This is a genomic window from Yoonia vestfoldensis SKA53 (assembly GCF_000152785.1).
Classification (GTDB): Bacteria; Pseudomonadota; Alphaproteobacteria; order Rhodobacterales; family Rhodobacteraceae; genus Yoonia; species Yoonia vestfoldensis_A.
The window spans coordinates 2,753,311-2,774,743 of the sequence record NZ_CH672414.1; the positions used below are offsets into that span (position 1 = coordinate 2,753,311).

Consider the following 21,433-nt stretch of genomic DNA (forward strand, 5'->3'; position numbering starts at 1 on the left):
ATGGGACAAATGCCTGACAATATGGGGGAAGAGATCGGCTTTGGTGACAATCTGGAAACAGAAAATGGCAAACACCCCTGCGGATTTAGGGGTATTCACCACAGGCTTGGCTGTGGCTCTGCGGCGCTAGAGCGTTGCCGCCAGCCGTGTGCCTTGGTCGATGGCGCGTTTTGCGTCTAGTTCAGCCGCTACATCCGCGCCGCCGATCACATGCACGTTTTGCCCTGCTGCGATCAGCTGGTCGGCAAGGCCGCGTTCGGGCAACTGACCGGCGCAAAGCACGATCGTATCGGCCGCGATAAGCTTGGGATCGCTGCGATCCGCGCCATGGCTGATATGCAATCCCGCTGCGTCGATCTTTTCGTAATTCACGCCGCCAATCATCTGCACATTCTTCATCTGCAGGCCCGCACGGTGAATCCAGCCTGTTGTCTTGCCCAGCCGCTTGCCCAGCTTTTCGGCCTTGCGCTGCAACAGCGTCACTTGCCGCACTGGTGCATCGGGCTGTGGGCCTTCTGCGCGCAGGCCGCCGCGCACCTCGGCGGGGTCGCCCACGCCCCATTCCTGCAACCAGTCGGGCAGGTGGTCTGTTGGGCTGTGGTCGGTCACCAGAAATTCCGCCACATCGAACCCGATCCCGCCCGCCCCGATGATGGCGACCTTGTCGCCGACCGTTGCCGCGCCGCGCAGCACGTCGATATAGGACACGACATTGGGGCCATCCTGCCCCGGTATTGCGGGATCACGCGGCAGCACGCCTGTTGCGATGATGATTTCGTCAAAACCGGCCAGATCATCTGGTGTCGCGACACGGCCCAGCGCCAGTGTGACGCCTGCCTTGGCGACCATTGTGTCGTAGTAATCAACAAGGCCCCAGAATTCCTCTTTGCCGGGCACCTGTTTGGCAAGGTTCAGCTGCCCGCCGATCCGGTCTGATTTGTCGAACAGCGTGACATGATGCCCGCGCTCTGCGGCGGTCAGGGCGGCGGACAGGCCCGCAGGGCCAGCGCCGATGACAGCGATCGTTTTGCAGGTTGTCGCGGGCGCTATGGTCAGTTCGGTTTCATGGCAGGCGCGTGGATTGACCAGACAGGACGACAGTTTGCCGCTGAAGGTGTGATCAAGGCAGGCCTGATTGCAGGCGATGCAGGGCGTGATCTCGGCGGCCTTGCCCGCAGCGGCCTTGGCCACGAAATCGGGATCGGCAAGGAAAGGCCGCGCCATGCTGACCATATTGGCGCAGCCTTCGGCCAGCACCTGTTCAGCCACGTCGGGGGTGTTGATCCGGTTCGATGTGATGATCGGGATCGACACTTCGCCCATCAATTTCTGCGTGACCCATGCAAAGGCGCGGCGCGGCACGGATGTGGCGATGGTGGGAATCCGCGCCTCGTGCCAGCCGATGCCGGTGTTGAGGATGGTCGCCCCTGCTTCCTCGATCGCCTTTGCAAGCTGAACGACCTCTTCCCAAGTCGATCCGTTGGGGATCAGGTCGATCATCGACAGCCGGTAGATCACGATGAAATCGAGGCCCACGGCGGCACGCACGCGGCGCATGATTTCGACCGGCAAGCGCATCCGGTTTTCATAAGACCCGCCCCAGCGGTCGGTGCGTTTGTTGGTATGGGTGACCAGAAACTGGTTGATGAAATAGCCTTCGGACCCCATCACCTCGACCCCGTCATAGCCTGCTTCGCGGGCGCGGGTGGCGGCGGTGACAATATCGCTGATCTGCTTTTCGATCCCGTCCTCGTCCAATTCCTGCGGCGCGAAGGGCGAGATCGGGGATTTGATTGCAGAAGGCGCCACGCATTTGGGACCATAAGCATAGCGGCCTGCATGCAATATCTGCATCGCTATCTTGCCGCCTGCATCATGGACGCGGGTTGTGACGATGCGGTGGTTGGCAATGTCTTTATCGGTATAAAGCCCTGCCGCACCCGGGAAAACGCCGCCTTCGGGGTTGGGGGCCATCCCGCCGGTGACCATCAGCGCGACACCGCCGCGCGCGCGGGTGGCATAGAATGCGGCAACGCGGTTCCAATCGCCGGTTTCTTCCAGACCGGTATGCATTGACCCCATCAGCACGCGGTTCTTGAGCGTGGTAAACCCCAGATCAAGCGGTGCAAGAAGATGTGGATATTGCGTCATGGCGGGCCTCTCTGGTTATGCAAAGAATGGCCAAAGCTGCCCGCCGCGTCACGCCCAACGTGGCGTCACATCACCAGATGGATCACCAGCGGGAAACCGCAGGCAGCCTAATCCGTTTTGGGATGATGTTGCTGGCGGAATGCAGCTTTCAGCAGGTCAAGTTCGCAGCGCAAAAGGTCGATTTCCGCGCGGATATCATCGGCCAGCGCTGCACCCGACAGGATGGCCAGACTGCCGATGGTGATGCCGTCCGCGCTGCGGATCACGATGGTTTGCAATCCGTCGTGCAAGATCGCGGCTGGCACCGGCAGGCTGCATCGCCAGCTGTCTGGCCCTGACCCTTGGGTGCAGCGCAGATCGGGCAAAACCTGTCCTTCATGGCTGGCGATCAGGTCGGGTGTCGCCGTGCAGGTAACGGTGAACTCCCAGATGCCTGCGCGCAATTGCGATTGTGTCAAAACCGGATGGGACATGAAGCACCTTTCAAACTTGCGCGCGCGGATAGCGGCAGATGGTCAGATCGCGCAGGGTGACGCAGTTCATCGCCGGATTTTCGAACATCAGGTCGATCCAGATATGCTCTGCCCGCTGTTCGTTTAGCTGGGTATAGGCAAGATCGAAGGCGACCGTCGATGGCGCGCCGGTCTGCGGCAGTGGCAGCAATATCTGTTCGGTATTGGGGCCATTGCGCAGGTTCAGCCGCGCAAAGATGCTGATGGGCTGCTCCGCCTCGACCATGGCCGTGAGCGCGATGACATGCTGCTTGCGCAAGCCCGCGCAACTGGCCGCGGGCAGGTCAAGGGCCAGCGACAGATAGCTGCCATCAAAATGGAAAACTTCTATGCGCAAACTAAACGGTGAAATATCAATATCACGCAGGTTTCGGGTTTGGCGGACAGTGATTTGTGATCGCGGGCAATCGTGAAAGATGCCAATTTCTTCTCCGATCCGCGTTGTGTTACGCACCGGTGCGCGCCCGGCTGTATCCAGCTTCCGCCGCCAGACCGCGGGCCGCCATGCCCAATCCGTCCCGACCGGCCGGGCAAAGCTGTCGGACCCGATCAGGGGCAGGGCCAGCCTGTCGTCGGCTTGGTGGCACAGATCCAGCAAGGTGGTTTTCAACTGCCGTGCCTGATAGCGTTGCGCACGCAGGGCGATCAGGTCTGTCTTGTCTGCGCGCCTTGCGGCCGCGCGCCACCGCGCCAGCGCGCCTTTGTGAAACAGTCGGCCCAGCAAACCCTGTGGCGTGATTGGCATCGCTTTGTGGTCCTTTCGGGTGGTCCGTTTATGGCGTGCCTTGCGGCGCTGACAAGCCGCGCAGGACCTGATCCAGCAAGGCGTCACCGCGCGCTGCCGACAATGGCGCGTCATCCAGCCCGCGCACCGACACTGTAACAAGCCGGCCATTTATATCGGTAAAGGCGCGCCATTCGTCAGGGCCAAGCCCGTCCATTGGGGGCGCAGCCGTATCGCGGAAATGGACGGTCACGCGCCCGCCTGACGCTTGCGCGGAAATGACGCTGATCGTCGCACCGCTGCCGTTGCTCAGCAGCCCTGCGCCTTGCGGGCTGGTCAGCAAATCGTGGAGGCTGGTTTCCGCGCCTGTGACCATGGCAGAACCCATGTCCCCGGCCTGCACAATCGCCACGCCAATAATGGATGGCACGGGCGCATCGGTGCCCAGCGTGACACAGGGCGCAAAAACCGCGAAACCGGCGCGCAGGCGGCTGGACACCGGATCAGCACAATAGCCCGCTGGCGGCGTGACCACCAGATCACCGGTCAGCAGCGCCACAGGTTGCGCCACGCCGACAGGATTGCAGGCAGCAAGTGCCGCGATCCCGACCAAGGCGATGGCGCGTCTGAACATGCCCTTACAGGTCCATATAGATGTGTTTTTCGCCCTTGGCACCTGGATGGGTCAATGCGCCCAGACGGGTCGATCCGACCAGCTGTGCATATTTCCACAAGGCTCCCGAGGCATAGATAGTTTCGCGCGGGCCAGCCCAGGTTTTGCGCCGTTCGGCCAGTTCTGCATCGGTCAGCGCCACCGACAATTCGCCGGTGCGCGCGTTCAGCGTGATCATGTCGCCGTCTTTCAACAGCGCGATGGGGCCGCCCTGCGCGGCCTCTGGGCCGACGTGACCCACGCAGAACCCGCGTGTCGCACCTGAAAAGCGGCCGTCGGTGATCAGCGCGACCTTTTTGCCCATGCCTTGGCCCGACAAAGCGGCGGTGGTGGACAGCATTTCGCGCATACCGGGGCCGCCTGCAGGGCCTTCGTTGCGGATAACGATGACTTCGCCTTCTTCATATTGGCGGGCTTTTACGGCCTCGAACGCGTCTTCTTCGCATTCGAACACGCGGGCAGGGCCGGTAAATATCTGTTCTTCCTCGGACATGCCCGCGACCTTGACGATGGCGCCTTCGGGGGCAAGGTTGCCTTTCAGGCCGACAACACCGCCGGTTTTCGTGATCGGATTGGCGACGGAATAGATGACGCGGTTATCCGCCTCACCCTTGATCATGTCCAGTTCTTCACCGATCACGCGGCCTGTCGCTGTCATGCAATCTTCGTGGATCAGACCGGCCTTGCGCAGTTCTTTCAGCACGACAGGCACGCCGCCTGCCTCGTAAAGATCCTTGGCCACATATTTGCCGCCCGGTTTGAGATCGACGAAATAGGGCGTATCGCGGAAAATCTCGCAGACATCGGACAGATCAAAATCAATGCCAGCCTCGGCGGCGATCGCAGGCAGGTGCAGACCGGCATTGGTGGACCCGCCGGTGCAGGCCACGATCCGTGCCGCGTTTTCCAGTGATTTGCGCGTGACGATATCGCGCGCGCGGATGTTCTTGGCGATCAGGTTCATCACGGCCTCGCCCGAAGCGACACCATATTGATCGCGCGATTCGTAGGGCGCAGGCGCGCCAGAGGAATTGAGCAGCGCCAGACCGATTGCTTCGGACACGCAGGCCATGGTGTTGGCGGTGAATTGTCCACCACAAGCCCCAGCAGAGGGGCAGGCGACGCGTTCAAGGATTTCGAGCTCCGCATCGGTCATATTACCGGCCTGATGCTTGCCCACCGCTTCGAACACGTCTTGGACGGTCACGTCCTGCCCGTTTAACCGGCCCGGCAGGATTGAGCCGCCATAGATGAACACCGACGGCACGTTCAGCCGCACCATCGCCATCATCATCCCGGGCAAGGATTTGTCGCAACCGGCCAGACCGACCAGCGCGTCATAGCAATGGCCGCGCATCGTCAGTTCAACGGTATCGGCAATCGCTTCGCGTGATGCGAGTGACGACCGCATCCCTTCATGGCCCATGGCGATGCCATCGGTGACGGTGATTGTGGTAAATTCGCGCGGCGTGCCTTTGGCGTTCTTGACGCCGACCTTGACGGCTTGGGCCTGCCGGTTCAGCGTGATGTTGCAGGGGGCTGCTTCGTTCCAGCAGGTGGCGACACCGACCCAAGGCTGTGCGATCTCATGTTCGTCCAGGCCCATCGCATAAAAATAGGACCGGTGCGGCGCGCGAGACGGGCCTTCAGTCACGTGGCGGCTGGGCAATTTGGATTTGTCGACACGGTTGCTGGGCATGAAATCTCTCTCCGAAAAACTGTTGGATTTGGTCTAAATAACGGGCGTCAGTGACACAAGCGCGAAACCGCCATTGCGGGCCGTGTGGCTGGGCGTGTAATCAGGGGTATGAATGATCCCTACCGCGCCCATGCCGCGTTCATCCGCCCTGCATGGCCGGTGCGGGACATCTGGCGCGTGTTGACCATGATCTTGCTGGTCGAACTGATTTTCGTGCTGTCCCCTGTCGGTCTGGTCCTGCTTTTGCCGGACGCCGCGCGCGATGCCTATGTCGCAGGGACGAGCGCATTTGGCACGCTGCTGCAATTCTTCAGCTTTGGTGTCGCGGGGCTTGGCCTTGTGGGTTTGTTGCCTGTTTTGCACCGGCGCGGGTTCTGGTCGCTGGTTGGTGGTCGCAGTGCTGCCTGGGCGAAGCTGATACAGGTTGTCTGGGCTGTCGGGTTGGTCCTGCTGGTGGTCGAAATGTTGCCGCCCCGCCCCTTTGCCGATGAAGCGGTGATGATGCGCGATGTCGGTACTTGGCTTTTGCTGCTGCCTGTCGGTCTGTTGGCGCTTTTGGTGCAGGTCGGCACCGAAGAGCTGTTCTTTCGCGGTTATTTGCAACAGCAATTGGCCTGCCTGTCGCAATCGCGCTGGGCGTGGATGGTGTTTCCCTCGGTCCTGTTCGGGGCGTTGCATTATGCGAACGGCTATGGTCCCGCCGACGGGCTGATCTGGGCGGTTTGGGCAGCCTTGCTGGGGTTGGCCTGCGCCGATCTGACCGCGCGGACTGGCAATCTGGGTGCCGCCATCGGGCTGCATCTGGCCAATAACGCCTTTGCGCTGCTGCTTTACGCGGTCGCGGATTGGCCGGCCTCGGGCCTTGCTTTGTTCGTTTATCCCTATGAAGACCCCGCAGTCCTTGATTACAGCCTTGCGACCTTGCTTGATCCGTCGGTGATTGTTCAGGCCCTGACCTTGGGCTTTTGGGTGCTAGTGATGTGGCTGGCCGCACGGATAGCGATCAAGCGCTGATTGCATTTTCACCCGCAGGGTCATATCTGTTTTTGGTCAAGTAGAAGGCCCGCCCATGAACTGGATCACCAATTACGTTCGCCCAACGATCAATTCGTTGTTTTCGCGCCGCGAAGTGCCCGAGAATCTATGGACCAAATGTCCCGAATGCGGGACCATGCTGTTCCACCGCGAACTTGCCGACAACCTGAATGTCTGCACAAATTGCGATCACCACATGGCGATCGTCGCGCGCGACCGGCTGCGGGCCTTGTTCGACGGCGGCGTCTTTGTCGAGGTGGCTGTGCCTGAACCTGTCGCCGACCCGCTGCATTTCCGCGACCAGAAGAAATACACCGACCGCATCAAGGAAGCCCGCAAGAAAACCGGCGAAAAAGACGCGATGCTGGTCGCCGAGGGTGACATGGGCCGCACCGGCGTTGTCGTCGCCGTGCAGGACTTTTCCTTCATGGGGGGGTCAATGTCGATGTATGTCGGCAATGCTATCGTTGCTGCCGCCGAACGCGCGATTGCGCTCAAGCGCCCTCTGATCCTGTTTTCCGCCGCCGGTGGCGCGCGGATGCAAGAAGGCATCCTTGGCCTGATGCAGATGCCACGCACCACCATCGCGGTGCAGATGCTCAAAGAGGCGGGGCTGCCCTATATCGTCGTGCTGACCCATCCGACCACGGGGGGTGTCACCGCGTCCTATGCGATGCTGGGTGATATCCAGATCGCCGAACCCAATGCGCTGATCGGCTTTGCCGGTGCGCGAGTGATCGAGCAGACCATCGGGGAAAAACTGCCCGAAGGGTTCCAGCGCGCCGAATATCTGCTGGATCACGGGATGCTGGACCGGGTGACGAAACGCACCGATCTGAAAGATGAACTGGTCACCATCGTGCGCCTGCTGACCAGACAGGCCCCGGCGATCAAGGGCGATCTGCCAGCCCCTGACATCACCCCCACGCCCGCAATGGTGGACGCGGACAAGTGACACCAGGCTCTGACGCAATCCTGCAAAGGATGATGGCTTTGCACCCCAAGGTCATTGACCTGACGCTGGATCGCGTCTGGCGGCTGTTGTCTGCCGTGGGCGATCCGCAAGACCGTTTGCCCCCCGTCATCCATGTCGCGGGCACCAATGGTAAAGGGTCCACGCAGGCGATGATCCGTGCGGGGCTGGAACAGGGCGGCAGCGTTGTGCATGCCTATACGTCACCGCATCTGGCACGGTTTCACGAACGCATCAGGCTCGCGGGTGATCTGATCACAGAACCCGCGCTGAGCGATGTGCTGGACCGCTGCTATCAGGCCAATGGCACTGACCCGATCACCTATTTCGAGATCACGACTGTCGCCGCCCTGATGGCCTTTGCCGAAACGCGGGCTGATTACACGCTGCTCGAGGTCGGGCTTGGCGGGCGGCTCGATGCCACGAATGTGGTGGCACGCCCGGCGCTGACGATCATCACGCCGGTCGATCTGGATCATCAGCAATATCTGGGCAATACGCTGGCCGCCATCGCAGGTGAAAAGGCGGGGATCATCAAACGCGGTGTGCCATGTGTTGTCGGCCCGCAGCACCCCGAAAGCATGGATGTGATAGAGGCCGTCGCCGCGCGCAACGGCGCGCCGTTGCTGGCTTATGGCCAACATTGGCATGTCAGCACCGAGCGCGACCGGCTGATCTATCAGGATGACCGCGGCCTGCTGGACCTGCCGCTGCCCAACCTGCCCGGTCCGCATCAGGTGATGAATGCCGGTGCCGCCATTGCAGCACTGCGCCATCTGGGCTGTAACGAGGCGGCTTGCGAGGCTGCGATCACCCGCGCCTATTGGCCCGCGCGGATGGAAAAACTGACCAAGGGCGCGCTGGTCGATCTGGCAGCCCCTGCCGAATTGTGGCTGGATGGCGGGCATAACCCGGCCGCTGGCGTCGCCCTTGCCGCGACGCTGCGCGCGCAATCGCCGCGCCCCACGCATCTGATCTGCGGGATGCTGAACACCAAGGATATCGCAGGCTATCTGCGCCCTTTGGCCGGTATCGCCCAAAGCCTGACCGCCGTGTCCATCCCCGGCGAGGCAGCGACGATCCCCGCCGAAGATACCGCCCGCTTTGCCGCGGATGTGGGCCTGCCCGCCAGCACCGCCGCCAGCGTGCAGGATGCGATCACCGCGATCAGGGCGGCGCATCCGCAGGCGCGCATCCTGATCTGCGGGTCGCTCTATCTGGCGGGTCATGTGATGCGGGAAAACGGGGCATGATCGCCAGACTTGCCGCCGCCGCCGCATTGATCGGCACGCAGGCGCAGGCGGTTGATTTCTATTTCTGCTGGGAAGGTGCGAACGGTTATACCATGACCGGCCAGATGACGGTGAACCCTGCTGCCCTGTCGCAGCCGCTGCTGACCGAGGCTGACGTCACCCAGTTTCGCATCGCGGGCTATCTTGACGGTCTGCTGATCGGCAAATGGGACATGCAGACGCGCGACGCGGACGCCACATGGCAGCTGCATTTCGATCCGTTGCGCGGTGCCTTTCTGACGCCGGATGAACTGGGGCTGGGGGTCAGTCAGGCATGGAATGCCAATGGCGATGCCGATGATTGCGGCAATCCGGGTTTCGGGTTCAACCTTGGCAATTATGCGCAGGATTTCTGCCTCAACGGCGTCTGGATTGAACAAAGCGGGATGCCGCCCGAAACACCGTTTCTGGTCAGCCCAACCCCTGTCAGCCCGATCTGCGAAATCTACGCGCCGACCAGTTAAGCGAATCAGTCACTTGACGGCGAATCACTTCATCGCATAGGATTCGCTTAACGCAAAGCGCCGCAAAAACGGGCGCTGCCGGGCAGTGGGGCGGGACGAGACGGCAGGCTTTCGGGCCTGCCTCTTTGTTTGCGGGCATATCTGTGGTTGATCCGCGACTTATTGCTGCCCGACCGGCCCGCAGATTTGCAAGACGTCCGATGAAAGGCTAGCGTCAAGGCATAAGCCCGAAAGGTAGGCGTGACCGTGCGAAAACAAACACTGATTGCTGGCATGATCGCCGGTCTGTGCGCGCAGGCCGTGCCGGCGCTGGCGCAGGCCGAGCTTGGGGCCTATCTGGCCGGGCGGCAGGCGGCAGGCGCCAATGATTTTGCACAGGGCGCGCGGTATTTTGGCACCGCTCTTCGAGCTGATCCGGGCGATCCGGTGCTGTTGGAAAGCACGCTGACATCTTTCGTGGCGCTTGGCGATTTCGACAAGGCCGAGGTGATTGCACGCGACATGGTGCGCCGTGGCCTGCCCAGCCAGATTGCCGATCTTGTCGTCAATGTCGCTGACGCCAAGGCGGGCAATTGGTACGGAATATTCGAATCGCTGGAAAGCGGACGGTCCGTTGGCCCGCTTGTCGATGGGTTGACGCAAGGCTGGGCGCATCTGGGCAATGGCAATATCCGCCGCGCGCTTGCCCAGTTTGATCAGGTCATCGAAACCGACAATATGACGACATACGGGGTCACCCACAAAGCCTACGCCCTTGCATCGGTTGGTGATTTCGATGGGGCCGAGGCGTTGTTTTCGGCCCGCTCCGATATGCAATACAGCCGCAAAAGCGCCATTGCCCATATCGAGATCCTCAGCCAGCTTGGCCGCAATCCGCAGGCGCTGGCCTTGCTTGACGATATCTTCGGCAGGCAGCCCGATGCAGCGGTCGCCGCGCTGCGCGCCGCATTGGTATCGGGCCAAGCCGTGCCTTTTGCCGCCGTGCCGACCCCGCAGGCCGGGCTGGCAGAGGTTTATATCACCGTGGCGGGGTTGATACAGACTGATACGCCTGACACCTTTACCCTGCTGTTCGCGCGCGCCGCGACAGCGCTTGCACCCGAAGACACGCCAGCGGTGCTGATGACCGCTGGCTTGCTGGAAGATCTGGGGCAATATGATCTGGCCAATGCCGCTTATACCGGGGTCGCGCGCGACGATCCGGCGTTTGCATCGGCAGAGCTGGGGCGCGCCGATGTGCTGCGCGCCGCCGGCAAGCGCGACGCCGCGCTGGAGGTCCTTGAAGCCTTGGCGCGCGCATATCCCGACATGCCGCGCGTCTTTGCCGCCAAAGGCAACCTGCTGCGCGAGGCTGGCCGTCCTGAAGATGCCAAAGCAGCCTATACCGGCGCGCTGTCGCTATATGACGACAGCGCGCCCGCCAAATGGGTGGTTTTTTATGCGCGCGGCATTGCCAACCACCAGCTGGATCTCTGGCCCGAGGCCGAAGCGGATTTTCGTGCTGCCCTCGCCTTGCAGCCCGGCAATCCACAGGTTCTCAATTATCTGGGCTATTCACTGGTCGAACGCGGCGAAAAACTTGACGAGGCGCTGGCGATGATCGAACGCGCCGTCGCGGCCATGCCCGACAATGGCGCGATCGTCGATTCACTGGGCTGGGTGTTGTTCCGGCTTGGTCAATATGACGATGCGGTCGAAATCCTTGAACGCGCGACGACGCTGGAGGCTGTCGACCCGGTCATCAATGACCATCTGGGCGATGCGTATTGGGCCGTTGGGCGCAGCATCGAAGCGCGGTTTCAATGGCAGCGCGCCTTGTCGTTCAACCCCACCGAGGCCGATGCGCAACGCATTCGCGACAAGCTGGATCGTGGGCTTGACCTCGTGTTGATCGACGAAGGCAAAGATCCGATCAGGCTGGCCCGTGGCAACGATTAAGGCCACAGCCCCGGCCAAGGTCAACCTGACCCTGCATGTCACCGGCCGCCGCGATGACGGCTATCACTTGCTGGATTCCCTGGTGGTGTTTGCCGATGTCTGCGACCAGTTGAGCGCGACGAGTTCGGCCGACCTGCGGATCAGCGTCAGCGGCCCGTTTTCGCCCGGTGTGCCGACTGATGACAGCAACCTGATGATGCGGGCGGCCATGGCGCTGAAACGGGTGCGCGGGGTCGAAATGGGTGCTGCGCTGACGCTAGAAAAGCGTCTGCCGCATGCGGCAGGCATTGGCAGCGGGTCGTCGGATGCGGCACTGACCCTTGCGATGCTGGCGGAACTCTGGGGCGTGCCGCCTTTGCCCGCCAATGGGCCAGAGGTGGTCGCCTTGGGGGCCGATGTCCCTGTTTGCCTGCAAGCCCCTGCACCCACGCGGATGACAGGGATCGGCGAAACCCTGTTGGATGTGCCGCGCCTGCCCGATTGCGCGCTGGTTTTGGTCCGCCCGCCCGTCGATGTCGCGACCTCGGCCGTGTTTCAGGCGCTGACCAGCCGTGATGGCAGCGGCATGGATGATCTGCCCCATGGTCTTGATTATGACAGTTTCGCGCAATGGCTGTCGGCACAGCGCAATGACCTGCAAGCCCCCGCCGAAAGCATCGCGCCCGAAATTGCCCAAGCTATCGCCGCATTGCGCGCGCTGCCAGCCGTCAGTTTCGCAGGTATGTCGGGGTCGGGGGCGACATGTTACGGGCTTGTCAAGGATATGGCCACCGCCACTCAGGTCGCGCGCCGGATGCAGGTGGCGCATATGAACTGGTGGGTCGCCCCTGCTGCGGTGCTTCAGCCCGCCTGATCGCGGCGCATCAGCGTCACGAAAGTATCGCCGTAGCGGCGCTGATCTGCCACGGTTAACCCTTGTGGGGCGACTTGTCCGCGCGCTTCTTCCCAGACGATCAAGGCACCAGGCGCGATCCAGCCCTGGCGCAGCGCTGCATCAAGCGCGGTATGACCCAGTGCCATACCGTAAGGCGGGTCAAGAAACACCAGATCGCAAGGCTGGCCCGCTGGTATCGCCACCGCACTGGTCAGGATCAACCGCGTGTCCCGTTCGCGCCGCAGCTTGGCGATATTGGCGCGGATCAGGGTCTGTGCCGCACCGCCGTTATCGACAAAGGTCGCATGGACCGCCCCGCGCGACAAAGCCTCTAGCCCCAAGGCACCTGTGCCTGCAAACAGGTCCAGCACGCGCGCCCCGCGCACAGCATCGCCGAAACGGCCGCCTTGCAACACGTTGAACAGGCTTTCGCGCACGCGGTCGCTGGTCGGGCGCAGATGGGCGGCTTCGTCACCCGCGCCGACATCGGCCAGACGCGTGCCGCGATGGGTGCCTGCAATGATCCTCATGCAGTCAGCAGCGCCTTCATGTCGGTGGCAGGGGCGATGATCAGCGCGGGATCAGGGCTGCGCCCGGCCTCGATCAGGCGCTTGCCGATCATGTAATTGCGCGGGTCGTTCATCGCATCGACAGCCAGCAGGTCCGCGCCGCGATAATACCAGTGCGACTGGCTGCCGGGGGTTTCACCCTTGCGCAGATGCACATGGGTATAGCCCGTATTCAGCCCCGCGATTTGCAATTTGCAATCATATTGATCCGACCAGAACCAGGGTTTGGGCAGGTAAGGCAGGTCGCGGCCCATGATGTTCAGCGCCACGGCCTCGGCCTGATCAATCGCGTTGCCAACGCTTTCGAGCCGGATACGATTGCCGTGAAACAGGCAGGACGCGCAATCACCCGCCGCCCAGATATGCGGATCGGACGTGCGGCCATGGCTGTCGGTGGTGATCCCGTTGCCCACATGCAGGCCCGCGCTATCGGCAAGCACCGTCGCAGGCGTGACCCCCGCGCCGACAATGGCGAAATCAATGCTCAGTTCGGTGCCATCGGTCAGCCGCGCGCCTGTCACGCGGGTATCGCCCAGCAGACGGTCCAGCCCCACAGATTCGCGGATCGTCACGCCATGGGCGCGGTGCAGGGCGCGAAAGTAATCCGATGTCTGCGGTGCCGCCACCCGTTGCAGGATACGGTCCGCCATTTCCACCAGTGTCACGCGCAGCCCGCGTTTGGCCGCGACCGCCGCCGCCTCCAGCCCGATATAGCCGCCACCGACGATCAAAACCTGACGCCCTGCCACCAGTTCGGGGGCCAGCGCATCGGCATCGGCCAGATCGCGCATCGCGTAAACACCGTCCAGCGTGCCGCCAATCGCGGCGGGCAGGGTGCGTGGATGCGCGCCGGTGGCCAGCACAAGATGGTCATAGCGCAGCGTTTCATCGCCGGTCAGCGTGATGGTCTGTGCCGCCGGATCAATCGCCACGACCCGTGTGTCCAGCCGCAGGGCGATGTCCTGATCGGCGTAAAACCCCGCTGGCCGCAGATACAGCCGTTCCTGCGCCATATCGCCCAGCAGATAGGCCTTGGACAACGGCGGACGCTGATAGGGTGGTACCTTTTCCGCGCCGATCAGGGTGATCGTGCCTGCGAATCCTTCGGCGCGCAATTTTGCGACAACTGAGGCTCCGGCTTGTCCGGCACCGACGACGACAACATCCGTCATGAAACTGTTCCCTTGGTGACACCACTTGTTTTGCAGCACTCTATATGGGAAGCAATCGGTGATACAACGCGAACAGGGGGCGAAAGCCATGACAATCAAGACAGGCGATGCACTGCCAGATGCGACTTTTCTGGTGATGGGCGACAACGGGCCAGAATCCGTGGCATTGGCCGACAAGATCAAGGGCCGCAAGGTTGTGATCTTTGGCCTGCCCGGCGCCTATACCGGCACCTGCACCACGGCCCATGTGCCCAGCTTCATGGTCACCTATGATGCCTTCATGGCCAAAGGCGTGGATGAAATCATCTGCGTGTCGGTCAATGATCCTTTCGTGATGAAGGCCTGGGGCGAAAGCACCCGCGCGATCGAGACCGGCATTACCATGCTGGCCGATGCCGAAAGCGCCTTTACCACAGCAATCGGCATGGATTTCAGCGCGGCCCCCGTGGGATTTGTCAACCGGTCCAAGCGGTACGCGATGCTGGTCGAGGATGGCGTGGTCAAGATCCTCAACGAAGAAGCAGGCCCCGGCCAGTGCGAGATTTCGGCAGGCGAAACCCTGCTGGCGGAACTGGGCTAAGATAACGGGCGGTCCTTTGGGCCGCCCTTTTCATTCCGCCGTGTTCAGCACCTTGCGCGTGGGGAACGGGATTTCCACACCTGCCGCATCCAGCGCCTCTTTCACCTGCCGTTTCATATCGGCCTGATATTGAAAGAAATCGGCGCTGGAACACCAGACGCGCACCAGAAAATCGACCGAAAAATCACCAAGGTTGTTAACCTGAATGAATGGTTCCGGCTCGGTTCGTGACCGTGAGTCCGACAGGATCGTTGTACGAATCGTTTCCTCGGCCAGTTTCAGGTCCGCGCCATAGCCGACGCCGAACACCCATTCCGCGCGGCGGCTGTCATAGGCGGAATAATTGACGATCGTGTTGCCCCAGACCTGAGAGTTGGGAATGATGATCTGCACATTCGCCACTGACGCCAGTTCGATGAAATTCAGGTTGATTTCCTTCACCGTGCCCATCTGGCCGTTCACCTCGACGAAATCGCCCAGTTTCACGGGGCGGAAGAACACGATCATCACACCCGCCGCGATATTGGACAACGTCCCCTGCAAGGCCAGACCAATGGCCAGACCGGCAGCACCGATAACGGCGACAAAGGATGTCGTCTGCACCCCGAAGGTGTTCAGCACGAACAGGAAGGCAAAGCCGATAACGACATAGCGGATGATATTGCCCAGAAAGCTGAACAGCGTCGCGTCCAGATGCCGGTTCATCTGGCCAACCCGGATTAACCGCCCGCGGAGCCAACCACCGATGATGAACCCCGCAACAAGGATCAGGATCGCGGCCAGAACGCTGCCAAAGACAGAGATCACGAATTCCAGCGTCAAAAGATCGGCCAGCGTCCGCCCGTTGATAATCTCGGTCGTTAGCAAATCGTCCAAATCAGCCCCCGGCAAGCGCATCCATCTTGGCGCCCAGTTTGGTATCCAGCGCCGACAATCCGCCCGCGTCATGGGTCGTCAATGTCACCTCGACGGTTTTATAGACATTCGACCATTCGGGGTGGTGATTCCATTTTTCGGCCCAAAGGGCAACCTTTGTCATGAATCCAAAGGCTTCGATGAAGTTGCGGAACACGAATTGTTTATGGATCGCGTCGCGCCCTTCGACCATGTGCCAGCCATTGGCCAAAAGGGGGGCAAGGTCGCTGTCGCGTTCGGCTTTTGTCAGTGCGTCGGTCATTGTTGTTCTTCCCTGTCGGTTTTGCGGAACGGACCGTAGCTGGTCAGCACCTCGATTTCCTGATCCACCGCGTCGCGTTCGGCCACCAGATAGCGGGCAATCGCATCGCGAAAGCCGGCATCCGCGAACCAGTGCAGCGAATGCACCGGCACTGGCAGATAGCCGCGCGCCAGCTTGTGTTCGCCCTGCGCCCCGGCCTCGACCCGTGCCAAACCCTGCGCGATGGCAAAGTCGATGGCCTGATAATAGCACAGTTCGAAATGCAGGCAGGCGTGGTGTTCGGTACAGCCCCAGTACCGGCCATATAAAGTGTCGCGCCCGATAAAGTTCAGCGCGCCCGCGACAGGCACACCATCACGGATCGCGAGGACCATCAGCATGTCATCGCGCAGGGTCTGATGCGCGAAGTGAAAGAAATTGCGCGTCAGATACGGCGTGCCCCATTTGCGGTTGCCGGTGTCCTGATAAAATTGCCAGAACGCATCCCAATGCGCAGGCTGGATCTGGTCGCCGGTCAGCGCGACGATCTGCCCGCCGAACCCGTGCGCAGTCTCGCGTTCCTTGCGGATGTTCTTGCGCTTGCGGCTGGACAGGCTGGCAAGAAAATCGTCGAATCCGCCATAGCCTTCGTTGACCCAGTGAAACTGCTGCCCGATCCGTGGTTGCAGGCCCATTTCGGCGCCTGCCAGCGCCTCTGCCTCGGTGCAGAAGGTGGCGTGCAGTGACGACAGGTTGTTGTCGGCGGCGATCTGGACCGCCCCCTGGATCAGCGCGGCCATGCCCACGGCCTCATACCCCGGACGGGTCAGGAACCGCCGCCCGGTGGCTGGCGTGAACGGCACCGCGATCTGTAGTTTCGGGTAATATCGCCCGCCTGCGTTTTCATAGGCATGCGCCCAGTTGTGGTCAAAGATGTATTCGCCTTGACTATGCCCCTTTGCAAAAAGCGGGGCCGCGGCGATGATCTGCCCGTCTTGTTGCGCGGTCAGATACCGCGGCTGCCAGCCGGTCCCAGCACCAACGGAATAGCTGTCCTCCAGCGCCTTGAGAAACCGATGCGTCGTGAACGGATCGATCGGGCGGCCATCCGCGGCCTCTGGGCAGGCGCAAGCATCCCAGTCGGCGGGGGTAATGCCTTTGATGCTGGCATGTGTGGTGATTTCGATTGCTGATCCGTCCATCTTCTTTAACTGGAGGGCGCGCGCCGCGCGTCAAGCAAGATAACCCTCGAACGTCACATTATCCGCAATTTCGCGTGCCTTTGCCGCGTCTGGCGCCGACCGGATGGTCCAGCACAGGACCGGCGCGCCCGTCGCCTTGATCTGCGCGACGCGGGGGCGGGCCAGATCAAGCGCCTCGTGGCTGATAAAACAGGCACCAACGCGGTCATAATCGGGGATGTCGCGCAGATGGTCGCGCACCGCAGGGGGCAGTTCGGGCCAGAACACCGGATCATAGGCCGATGTCACCAGACCGCGTGCAATGGCGGGGGCGATACTCTGGCAGGCGGCCATGCTGTGCGGGTTGAACGACATCAGCGCGACATCGCCCGTGTAATCGGCCAATGCGGCGCAGGTCGCTGTTTCCAGCGGTCCGACATCCGGCCCCATATTGCCGTCCTGATCCTTGATCTCGATCAGCAGCGGGACCTGACCCGCGACCAGCGCCAGAACATCCTCCAGCGCGGGGATCGTGCCGGTGTCGTCTTTCAGCGCGATCTGTTCCAGTGCGGCACGGCTGCGCGCGCGCACAGGGCCGGTTTGCGCGGTCAGCCGGTCCAGCCTGTCGTCGTGAAACACCATCGCATGGCCATCGCTGGACAATTGCACGTCAATCTCGATCCCGTAACCGGCGGCAATTGCGGCCTTGATCGCGGCCATCGAATTTTCCACGCGCCCCGCCTTGCGGTCATGCAAGGCGCGGTGCGCGATAGGGCGGGCAAGCAAAGATGCAGGCAGCATCATGCGATCTCGAAAATGCCTTCGATTTCGACTGCGACGCCAAAGGGCAGGCTGGCGGCACTGACGGCAGAGCGTGCATGCCGACCCTTGTCGCCAAGAGCTGCAACCATGAAATCTGATGCGCCGTTGATCACCTTGGGCTGGTCGCCGAAATCGGCGGTCGAATTGACGAAACCCACCAGTTTGACCACCCGCACCAGCCGGTCGATGTCACCGCCACAGGCCGCCTTGAGCTGCGCCAGCAGGCTGACTGCACAGGCACGCGCGGCGGCTGCACCGGCGTCAATATCCATGTCTGCGCCCAGCTTGCCTTTGATCATTCCATCCGCATTGGCCGAGATTTGCCCCGACACATGCACCAGATTGCCGGTCTGCACGAAGGGGACATAATTCGCCGCGGGGGCCGGGGCGTCGGGCAGGGTCACGCCCAGTTCGGCCAGACGGGTTTCGATCACGCTCATGTCACACTCCTTGGCTGTTTGGCCGGACGCTAGCGGGCAATGCTGTGGCGTGCAATCATGTGTCGCGCAAAGCGCGGGTGAAATAATCCGCCAATGGCTTGATCAGGTAATCCATCGGGCTGCGGTCGTCGGTGCGCATAAACGCCTCGACCGGCATGCCGGGCATCAGGGTCAGATCAATAGGCAAGCGCCGCATTTCACCGGCGTTCACCTGCACTTGCGCGCGGTAATACGACTGGCCCGTCACTTCGTCCGCAAAGGCATCTGCCGACAATCGCGTCACGCGCCCCGCCAGTTCCGGCGTGCGCCGCTGGTCAAAGGCGGAAAACCGCAAGGTCACGTCCTGCCCGACAAAGACCTGATCGATATCCGTGCTCTGGACCTGTGTCGCGATGATCAGGGGCCGGTCCTGCGGGATCAGGAACAGCAGCGGATCAGCAGGCCGGATCACCGAACGCGGCGCAAAGACCTGTATCGCGTAGACAACCCCCGACACCGGCGCGCGGATATCCAGCCGGTCCAGCTGGCGCAGCAAGGTCTGGCGCCGTTCGGCCAGTTCCAGCTGGTTGAATTGCAGGTCGCGCAGGCGGCTGATCGCCTGTTCGCGGCGGGTGGATGCAAGGCCCAGCACCTGAATCTCGATCTCGGTCATCCGTTCGGCGGCCTGTGCGGCCATGGCTGTCAATTCTCCGACGCGACCTTGCAGGCTGGCCTCTTCCCGTTGCAAGGCCAGCACCCGACCGGCCTGCGCCAGCCCGCGGTCCAGCAGGCTTTGCTGGTCGGCCAACTCGCGCGTGATCAGGCGTTGTTGGGTTTGCAGCGCGGTTTGTTGCGCGGTGATCCCCGTGATCTGGCTGGCGATCTGCGCGCGTTGCTGGGTCAGTTGATGGATGGATTGCAGGCTGGTTTCCAGCCGTGCGGCAAACAGGCGTTCTTGTCCCTGCATCAGCTCTGCCGCTGCGGGCGTGCCGGCATCCCGCAGGATCGGGTCAAATGTCAGCGCGGCTGCATCGTCGCGTTCAGCCTCCAGCCGCGCGCGGTGGGCAAGGATGTCGAAATACTGTCCTTCGACGATGGCCAGTTCCGATTGCAGATCGGACGGATCAAGCCGGATCAGCAGGTCACCATTGGCAACAGTATCGCCTTCGACAACAAGGATATCTGTCACCACCCCGCCGAACGGGTGCTGCACGACCTGCCGGTTGCGGTCCACCTCGATCTGGCCGCTGGTGATCACCGCGCCGTTGATCTGCGCCAGCACCGCCCATGTGCCAAAACCACCGACCAGCACAGCCAGCGTGGCGGCACCAATGATCAGATAGCGCCGCACGGGCCATGGTGCGGTCATGACGTCCCCCCCGACTGCGCGGCGGCGCGTTTGATCTGGGCATGGTTCTGGACCATGTCGGCCAGCACCTTATCCTTTGGCCCGAACGCGCCGCGCATCCCGTTGTCGATGACCAGCAACAGGTCACATTCCTGTATCGCGGCAGGCCGATGCGCCATGATGAACACGATGCCCCCCGCCGCCTTGAACGCGCGGATCGCGGCGTTCAGCGCCAGTGATCCGTCATTGTCGAGGTTGGAATTAGGCTCGTCCAGCACCAGCACGACAGGGTCGCCATAAAGCGCGCGGGCCAGCCCGATCCGCTGGATCTGTCCGCCCGACAACCGGCCCATGGTGGCGCTGACGTTTGTGTCATAGCCATCGGGCAGTTTCAGGATCATGTCATGTGCCGCCGCCTTTTGCGCGGCCAGCACGACCGCCGCATCGTCGGGGGCCATCGCCATGCGGGCGATGTTGTCCTTGATCGTGCCGTCGCACAATTGCACGCGCTGCGGCAGATAGCCGATATGCTGGCCCAGCACGTCCGCATCGTATTGATCCAGTGCCGCACCATCCAGCCTGATCTGCCCGCCCGCCGGTTGCCAGACACCGGTCAGCGCCCGCGCCAGCGTGGATTTGCCCGCGCCCGACGTGCCGATGACCCCCACGGCCTGTCCCGCGCGCACATCAAAGCTGACCATGCGCAAGGCCGCGACACCCTGACCTGGCGGAACGACCGTGATCTGTTCCGCGCTCAGCCGCGCCTTGGGCCGTGGCAAGTGGATGCGGGGCGCATCGGGCGTTACTTGCCCCAGCAGAATCGCCAGATTGCCCCAGCCTTCGCACCCGCGCTGGAACACGGCCCATTGGGCCACGATCATCTCGATCGGGGCCAGCGCACGGCCCAGCAGGATCGACGCCGCAATCATCGCACCGGGGGACAGCTGGCCGTGCAGGACCAGATAGGCCCCCAGCCCCAGCATCGCCGATTGCACGAACAGCCGGAACGCCTTGGTCAGCGCAGCATAGCTGCCTGCCGCATCCGAGGCCCCGATACTGGCCCCCAGCGCGGTGTCGCGCGCCACCTGCCAACGGTCAAAGGCCGCGTTGCGCATGCCCAGCGCATGGATAATCTCGCTTTCCTGCCGGATCTGGCTGCCCATCTGATCCGCGGCAAAGCTGGCCGCATTGGCCTGCGCCAAAGGTGCGCTGGTGGTGATCTGGTTCAGCACGGCGACAAAGACCAGCACCAGCGCGCCGCAGATGGCCAGCAGCCCCATCAGCGGATGAAAGATGAAGATGCCAAAGAAAAACAACGGCGCCCAAGGCAGATCAAACACCGCCATCAGCGCGGGCGCGGTGATCAGCTGCTGCACGGCTTGCAGATCGCGCAGGCCGGTGGCGGCCTGCCGTGGCGCGCGTTGCAGGGTCGTGGCGCGCATGACGGCGGCAAACACGCGCCGGTCCAGCCGTGCCTGAAACCGCGCGCCGACCCGCGCCATCACGCGGCCACGGACGTAATCCAGCACCGCCATCATCGCGTAAAGAAACGCCACCAGCACGGTCAGCGCGATCAGCGTTTCCACCGACCGCGCGTTCAGCACGCGGTCATAGACGTTGAGCATGTAAAGCGGGCCGGTCAGCATCAGCAGGTTGACGAAAAAGCTAAAGACGCCAACGATCCAGTACAACGGCGCGCTTTCGCGTCTTGCCGCGCGCAGTTCGGCCCGTCCCTGTGCCGTTGCACCCTGTGTCATCTTGCCCATTTGTCCCGCTGATCCGGTCATGCCGGCCTCTGGCCCTGATCAAAGCACGGATGGGTTAACAAGCTTGCCAATTGAGGGGCGTGAA

General features: G+C 62.2%; 21 protein-coding genes. 7 read left to right on the top strand and 14 right to left on the bottom strand.

Annotation, left to right across the window (positions count from 1 at the left end; all coding sequences use genetic code 11):
* Positions 1-126: 126 nt before the first annotated feature.
* The 5 genes from SKA53_RS13400 to ilvD all read right to left on the bottom strand — a co-directional run bounded on the left by SKA53_RS13400 (position 127) and on the right by ilvD (position 5,759).
* Positions 127-2,151, bottom strand: coding sequence for an NADPH-dependent 2,4-dienoyl-CoA reductase (locus tag SKA53_RS13400; RefSeq protein ID WP_007206705.1), 2,025 nt, complete (start codon positions 2,149-2,151; stop codon positions 127-129).
* 107 nt (positions 2,152-2,258) lie between these two features.
* Entirely contained in the window at positions 2,259-2,624 is a 366-nt protein-coding gene (locus tag SKA53_RS13405; protein ID WP_007206706.1) for a hypothetical protein, read from the bottom strand.
* A 10-nt stretch (positions 2,625-2,634) separates the two neighbouring features.
* Positions 2,635-3,408 carry a DUF6478 family protein gene (locus SKA53_RS13410; RefSeq protein ID WP_007206707.1) on the bottom strand — a complete coding sequence of 258 codons (774 nt, stop codon included), beginning with the start codon at positions 3,406-3,408 and terminating at the stop codon, positions 2,635-2,637.
* Positions 3,409-3,436: 28 nt separating this feature from the next.
* Positions 3,437-4,021, bottom strand: a complete 585-nt coding sequence (locus tag SKA53_RS13415) for a hypothetical protein (protein ID WP_007206708.1) — start codon at positions 4,019-4,021, stop codon at positions 3,437-3,439.
* Positions 4,022-4,025: 4 nt separating this feature from the next.
* On the bottom strand, positions 4,026-5,759 hold the full coding sequence (gene ilvD, locus SKA53_RS13420; protein ID WP_007206709.1) for a dihydroxy-acid dehydratase: 1,734 nt from the start codon (positions 5,757-5,759) through the stop codon (positions 4,026-4,028).
* A 108-nt stretch (positions 5,760-5,867) separates the two neighbouring features.
* Here ilvD and SKA53_RS13425 point away from each other — a divergent pair, with 108 nt between their 5' ends.
* The 6 genes from SKA53_RS13425 to SKA53_RS13450 all read left to right on the top strand — a co-directional run bounded on the left by SKA53_RS13425 (position 5,868) and on the right by SKA53_RS13450 (position 12,314).
* Positions 5,868-6,773: a CPBP family intramembrane glutamic endopeptidase gene (locus SKA53_RS13425; RefSeq protein ID WP_007206710.1), complete on the top strand. Its 906-nt coding sequence runs from the start codon at positions 5,868-5,870 to the stop codon at positions 6,771-6,773.
* Between the two features lie 55 nt (positions 6,774-6,828).
* The gene (gene accD, locus SKA53_RS13430) at positions 6,829-7,749 is read left to right on the top strand and encodes an acetyl-CoA carboxylase, carboxyltransferase subunit beta (protein ID WP_007206711.1); all 921 of its coding nucleotides are present in this window, start codon (positions 6,829-6,831) and stop codon (positions 7,747-7,749) included.
* 29 nt (positions 7,750-7,778) lie between these two features.
* Entirely contained in the window at positions 7,779-9,020 is a 1,242-nt protein-coding gene (locus tag SKA53_RS13435; RefSeq protein WP_007206712.1) for a bifunctional folylpolyglutamate synthase/dihydrofolate synthase, read from the top strand.
* On the top strand, positions 9,017-9,523 hold the full coding sequence (locus SKA53_RS13440) for a hypothetical protein (RefSeq protein WP_007206713.1): 507 nt from the start codon (positions 9,017-9,019) through the stop codon (positions 9,521-9,523). The genes SKA53_RS13435 and SKA53_RS13440 overlap by 4 nt, the downstream gene beginning before the upstream one ends.
* Positions 9,524-9,769: 246 nt before the next feature.
* Positions 9,770-11,461 (top strand): tetratricopeptide repeat protein, encoded by a 1,692-nt coding sequence (locus tag SKA53_RS13445; protein WP_242601273.1) that lies wholly within the window; start codon positions 9,770-9,772, stop codon positions 11,459-11,461.
* The gene (locus SKA53_RS13450) at positions 11,448-12,314 is read left to right on the top strand and encodes a 4-(cytidine 5'-diphospho)-2-C-methyl-D-erythritol kinase (protein ID WP_007206715.1); all 867 of its coding nucleotides are present in this window, start codon (positions 11,448-11,450) and stop codon (positions 12,312-12,314) included. The genes SKA53_RS13445 and SKA53_RS13450 overlap by 14 nt, the downstream gene beginning before the upstream one ends.
* Here the strand turns inward: SKA53_RS13450 and rsmD are convergent.
* Both rsmD and SKA53_RS13460 read right to left on the bottom strand, forming a co-directional pair.
* The gene (rsmD, locus tag SKA53_RS13455; protein WP_007206716.1) at positions 12,302-12,865 is read right to left on the bottom strand and encodes a 16S rRNA (guanine(966)-N(2))-methyltransferase RsmD; all 564 of its coding nucleotides are present in this window, start codon (positions 12,863-12,865) and stop codon (positions 12,302-12,304) included. The genes SKA53_RS13450 and rsmD overlap by 13 nt on opposite strands.
* A complete protein-coding gene (locus SKA53_RS13460; RefSeq protein ID WP_007206717.1) occupies positions 12,862-14,076 on the bottom strand; it encodes an NAD(P)/FAD-dependent oxidoreductase in 1,215 nt (404 codons plus the stop codon). The genes rsmD and SKA53_RS13460 overlap by 4 nt, the downstream gene beginning before the upstream one ends.
* Positions 14,077-14,164: 88 nt before the next feature.
* Here SKA53_RS13460 and SKA53_RS13465 point away from each other — a divergent pair, with 88 nt between their 5' ends.
* Positions 14,165-14,656: a peroxiredoxin gene (locus SKA53_RS13465; protein ID WP_040482994.1), complete on the top strand. Its 492-nt coding sequence runs from the start codon at positions 14,165-14,167 to the stop codon at positions 14,654-14,656.
* 30 nt (positions 14,657-14,686) lie between these two features.
* Here SKA53_RS13465 and SKA53_RS13470 read toward each other — a convergent pair whose 3' ends face one another.
* Genes SKA53_RS13470 through SKA53_RS13500 form a run of 7 tightly spaced genes read right to left on the bottom strand, consistent with a single transcriptional unit; the run spans position 14,687 to position 21,339 of the window.
* Complete coding sequence (locus SKA53_RS13470) at positions 14,687-15,553, bottom strand: mechanosensitive ion channel family protein (protein WP_007206719.1); 867 nt, start codon at positions 15,551-15,553, stop codon at positions 14,687-14,689.
* A complete protein-coding gene (locus SKA53_RS13475) occupies positions 15,534-15,833 on the bottom strand; it encodes a 4a-hydroxytetrahydrobiopterin dehydratase (RefSeq protein ID WP_007206720.1) in 300 nt (99 codons plus the stop codon). The genes SKA53_RS13470 and SKA53_RS13475 overlap by 20 nt, the downstream gene beginning before the upstream one ends.
* The gene (locus SKA53_RS13480) at positions 15,830-17,014 is read right to left on the bottom strand and encodes a GNAT family N-acetyltransferase (protein ID WP_007206721.1); all 1,185 of its coding nucleotides are present in this window, start codon (positions 17,012-17,014) and stop codon (positions 15,830-15,832) included. Before SKA53_RS13480 ends, SKA53_RS13475 begins: the two co-directional genes overlap by 4 nt.
* Before the next feature lie 30 nt (positions 17,015-17,044).
* Positions 17,045-17,797, bottom strand: coding sequence for a glycerophosphodiester phosphodiesterase family protein (locus tag SKA53_RS13485; protein WP_007206722.1), 753 nt, complete (start codon positions 17,795-17,797; stop codon positions 17,045-17,047).
* Positions 17,794-18,255: a RidA family protein gene (locus tag SKA53_RS13490; protein ID WP_007206723.1), complete on the bottom strand. Its 462-nt coding sequence runs from the start codon at positions 18,253-18,255 to the stop codon at positions 17,794-17,796. The genes SKA53_RS13485 and SKA53_RS13490 overlap by 4 nt, the downstream gene beginning before the upstream one ends.
* A 55-nt stretch (positions 18,256-18,310) precedes the next feature.
* Positions 18,311-19,603, bottom strand: a complete 1,293-nt coding sequence (locus SKA53_RS13495) for an HlyD family type I secretion periplasmic adaptor subunit (RefSeq protein ID WP_007206724.1) — start codon at positions 19,601-19,603, stop codon at positions 18,311-18,313.
* Positions 19,600-21,339, bottom strand: a complete 1,740-nt coding sequence (locus tag SKA53_RS13500) for a type I secretion system permease/ATPase (protein ID WP_040483316.1) — start codon at positions 21,337-21,339, stop codon at positions 19,600-19,602. Before SKA53_RS13500 ends, SKA53_RS13495 begins: the two co-directional genes overlap by 4 nt.
* Positions 21,340-21,433: the final 94 nt, after the last annotated feature.

Bases quoted from the DNA above. Each gene is read 5' to 3' on its own strand.
- SKA53_RS13400 (WP_007206705.1), bottom strand. From the start codon at position 2,151: ATGACGCAATATCCACATCTTCTTGCACCGCTTGATCTGGGGTTTACC.
- SKA53_RS13405 (WP_007206706.1), bottom strand. From the start codon at position 2,624: ATGTCCCATCCGGTTTTGACACAATCGCAATTGCGCGCAGGCATCTGG.
- SKA53_RS13410 (WP_007206707.1), bottom strand. From the start codon at position 3,408: ATGCCAATCACGCCACAGGGTTTGCTGGGCCGACTGTTTCACAAAGGC.
- SKA53_RS13415 (WP_007206708.1), bottom strand. From the start codon at position 4,021: ATGTTCAGACGCGCCATCGCCTTGGTCGGGATCGCGGCACTTGCTGCC.
- ilvD (WP_007206709.1), bottom strand. From the start codon at position 5,759: ATGCCCAGCAACCGTGTCGACAAATCCAAATTGCCCAGCCGCCACGTG.
- SKA53_RS13425 (WP_007206710.1), top strand. From the start codon at position 5,868: ATGAATGATCCCTACCGCGCCCATGCCGCGTTCATCCGCCCTGCATGG.
- accD (WP_007206711.1), top strand. From the start codon at position 6,829: ATGAACTGGATCACCAATTACGTTCGCCCAACGATCAATTCGTTGTTT.
- SKA53_RS13435 (WP_007206712.1), top strand. From the start codon at position 7,779: ATGATGGCTTTGCACCCCAAGGTCATTGACCTGACGCTGGATCGCGTC.
- SKA53_RS13440 (WP_007206713.1), top strand. From the start codon at position 9,017: ATGATCGCCAGACTTGCCGCCGCCGCCGCATTGATCGGCACGCAGGCG.
- rsmD (WP_007206716.1), bottom strand. From the start codon at position 12,865: ATGAGGATCATTGCAGGCACCCATCGCGGCACGCGTCTGGCCGATGTC.
- SKA53_RS13460 (WP_007206717.1), bottom strand. From the start codon at position 14,076: ATGACGGATGTTGTCGTCGTCGGTGCCGGACAAGCCGGAGCCTCAGTT.
- SKA53_RS13465 (WP_040482994.1), top strand. From the start codon at position 14,165: ATGACAATCAAGACAGGCGATGCACTGCCAGATGCGACTTTTCTGGTG.
- SKA53_RS13470 (WP_007206719.1), bottom strand. From the start codon at position 15,553: ATGCGCTTGCCGGGGGCTGATTTGGACGATTTGCTAACGACCGAGATT.
- SKA53_RS13475 (WP_007206720.1), bottom strand. From the start codon at position 15,833: ATGACCGACGCACTGACAAAAGCCGAACGCGACAGCGACCTTGCCCCC.
- SKA53_RS13480 (WP_007206721.1), bottom strand. From the start codon at position 17,014: ATGGACGGATCAGCAATCGAAATCACCACACATGCCAGCATCAAAGGC.
- SKA53_RS13485 (WP_007206722.1), bottom strand. From the start codon at position 17,797: ATGATGCTGCCTGCATCTTTGCTTGCCCGCCCTATCGCGCACCGCGCC.
- SKA53_RS13490 (WP_007206723.1), bottom strand. From the start codon at position 18,255: ATGAGCGTGATCGAAACCCGTCTGGCCGAACTGGGCGTGACCCTGCCC.
- SKA53_RS13495 (WP_007206724.1), bottom strand. From the start codon at position 19,603: ATGACCGCACCATGGCCCGTGCGGCGCTATCTGATCATTGGTGCCGCC.
- SKA53_RS13500 (WP_040483316.1), bottom strand. From the start codon at position 21,339: ATGACACAGGGTGCAACGGCACAGGGACGGGCCGAACTGCGCGCGGCA.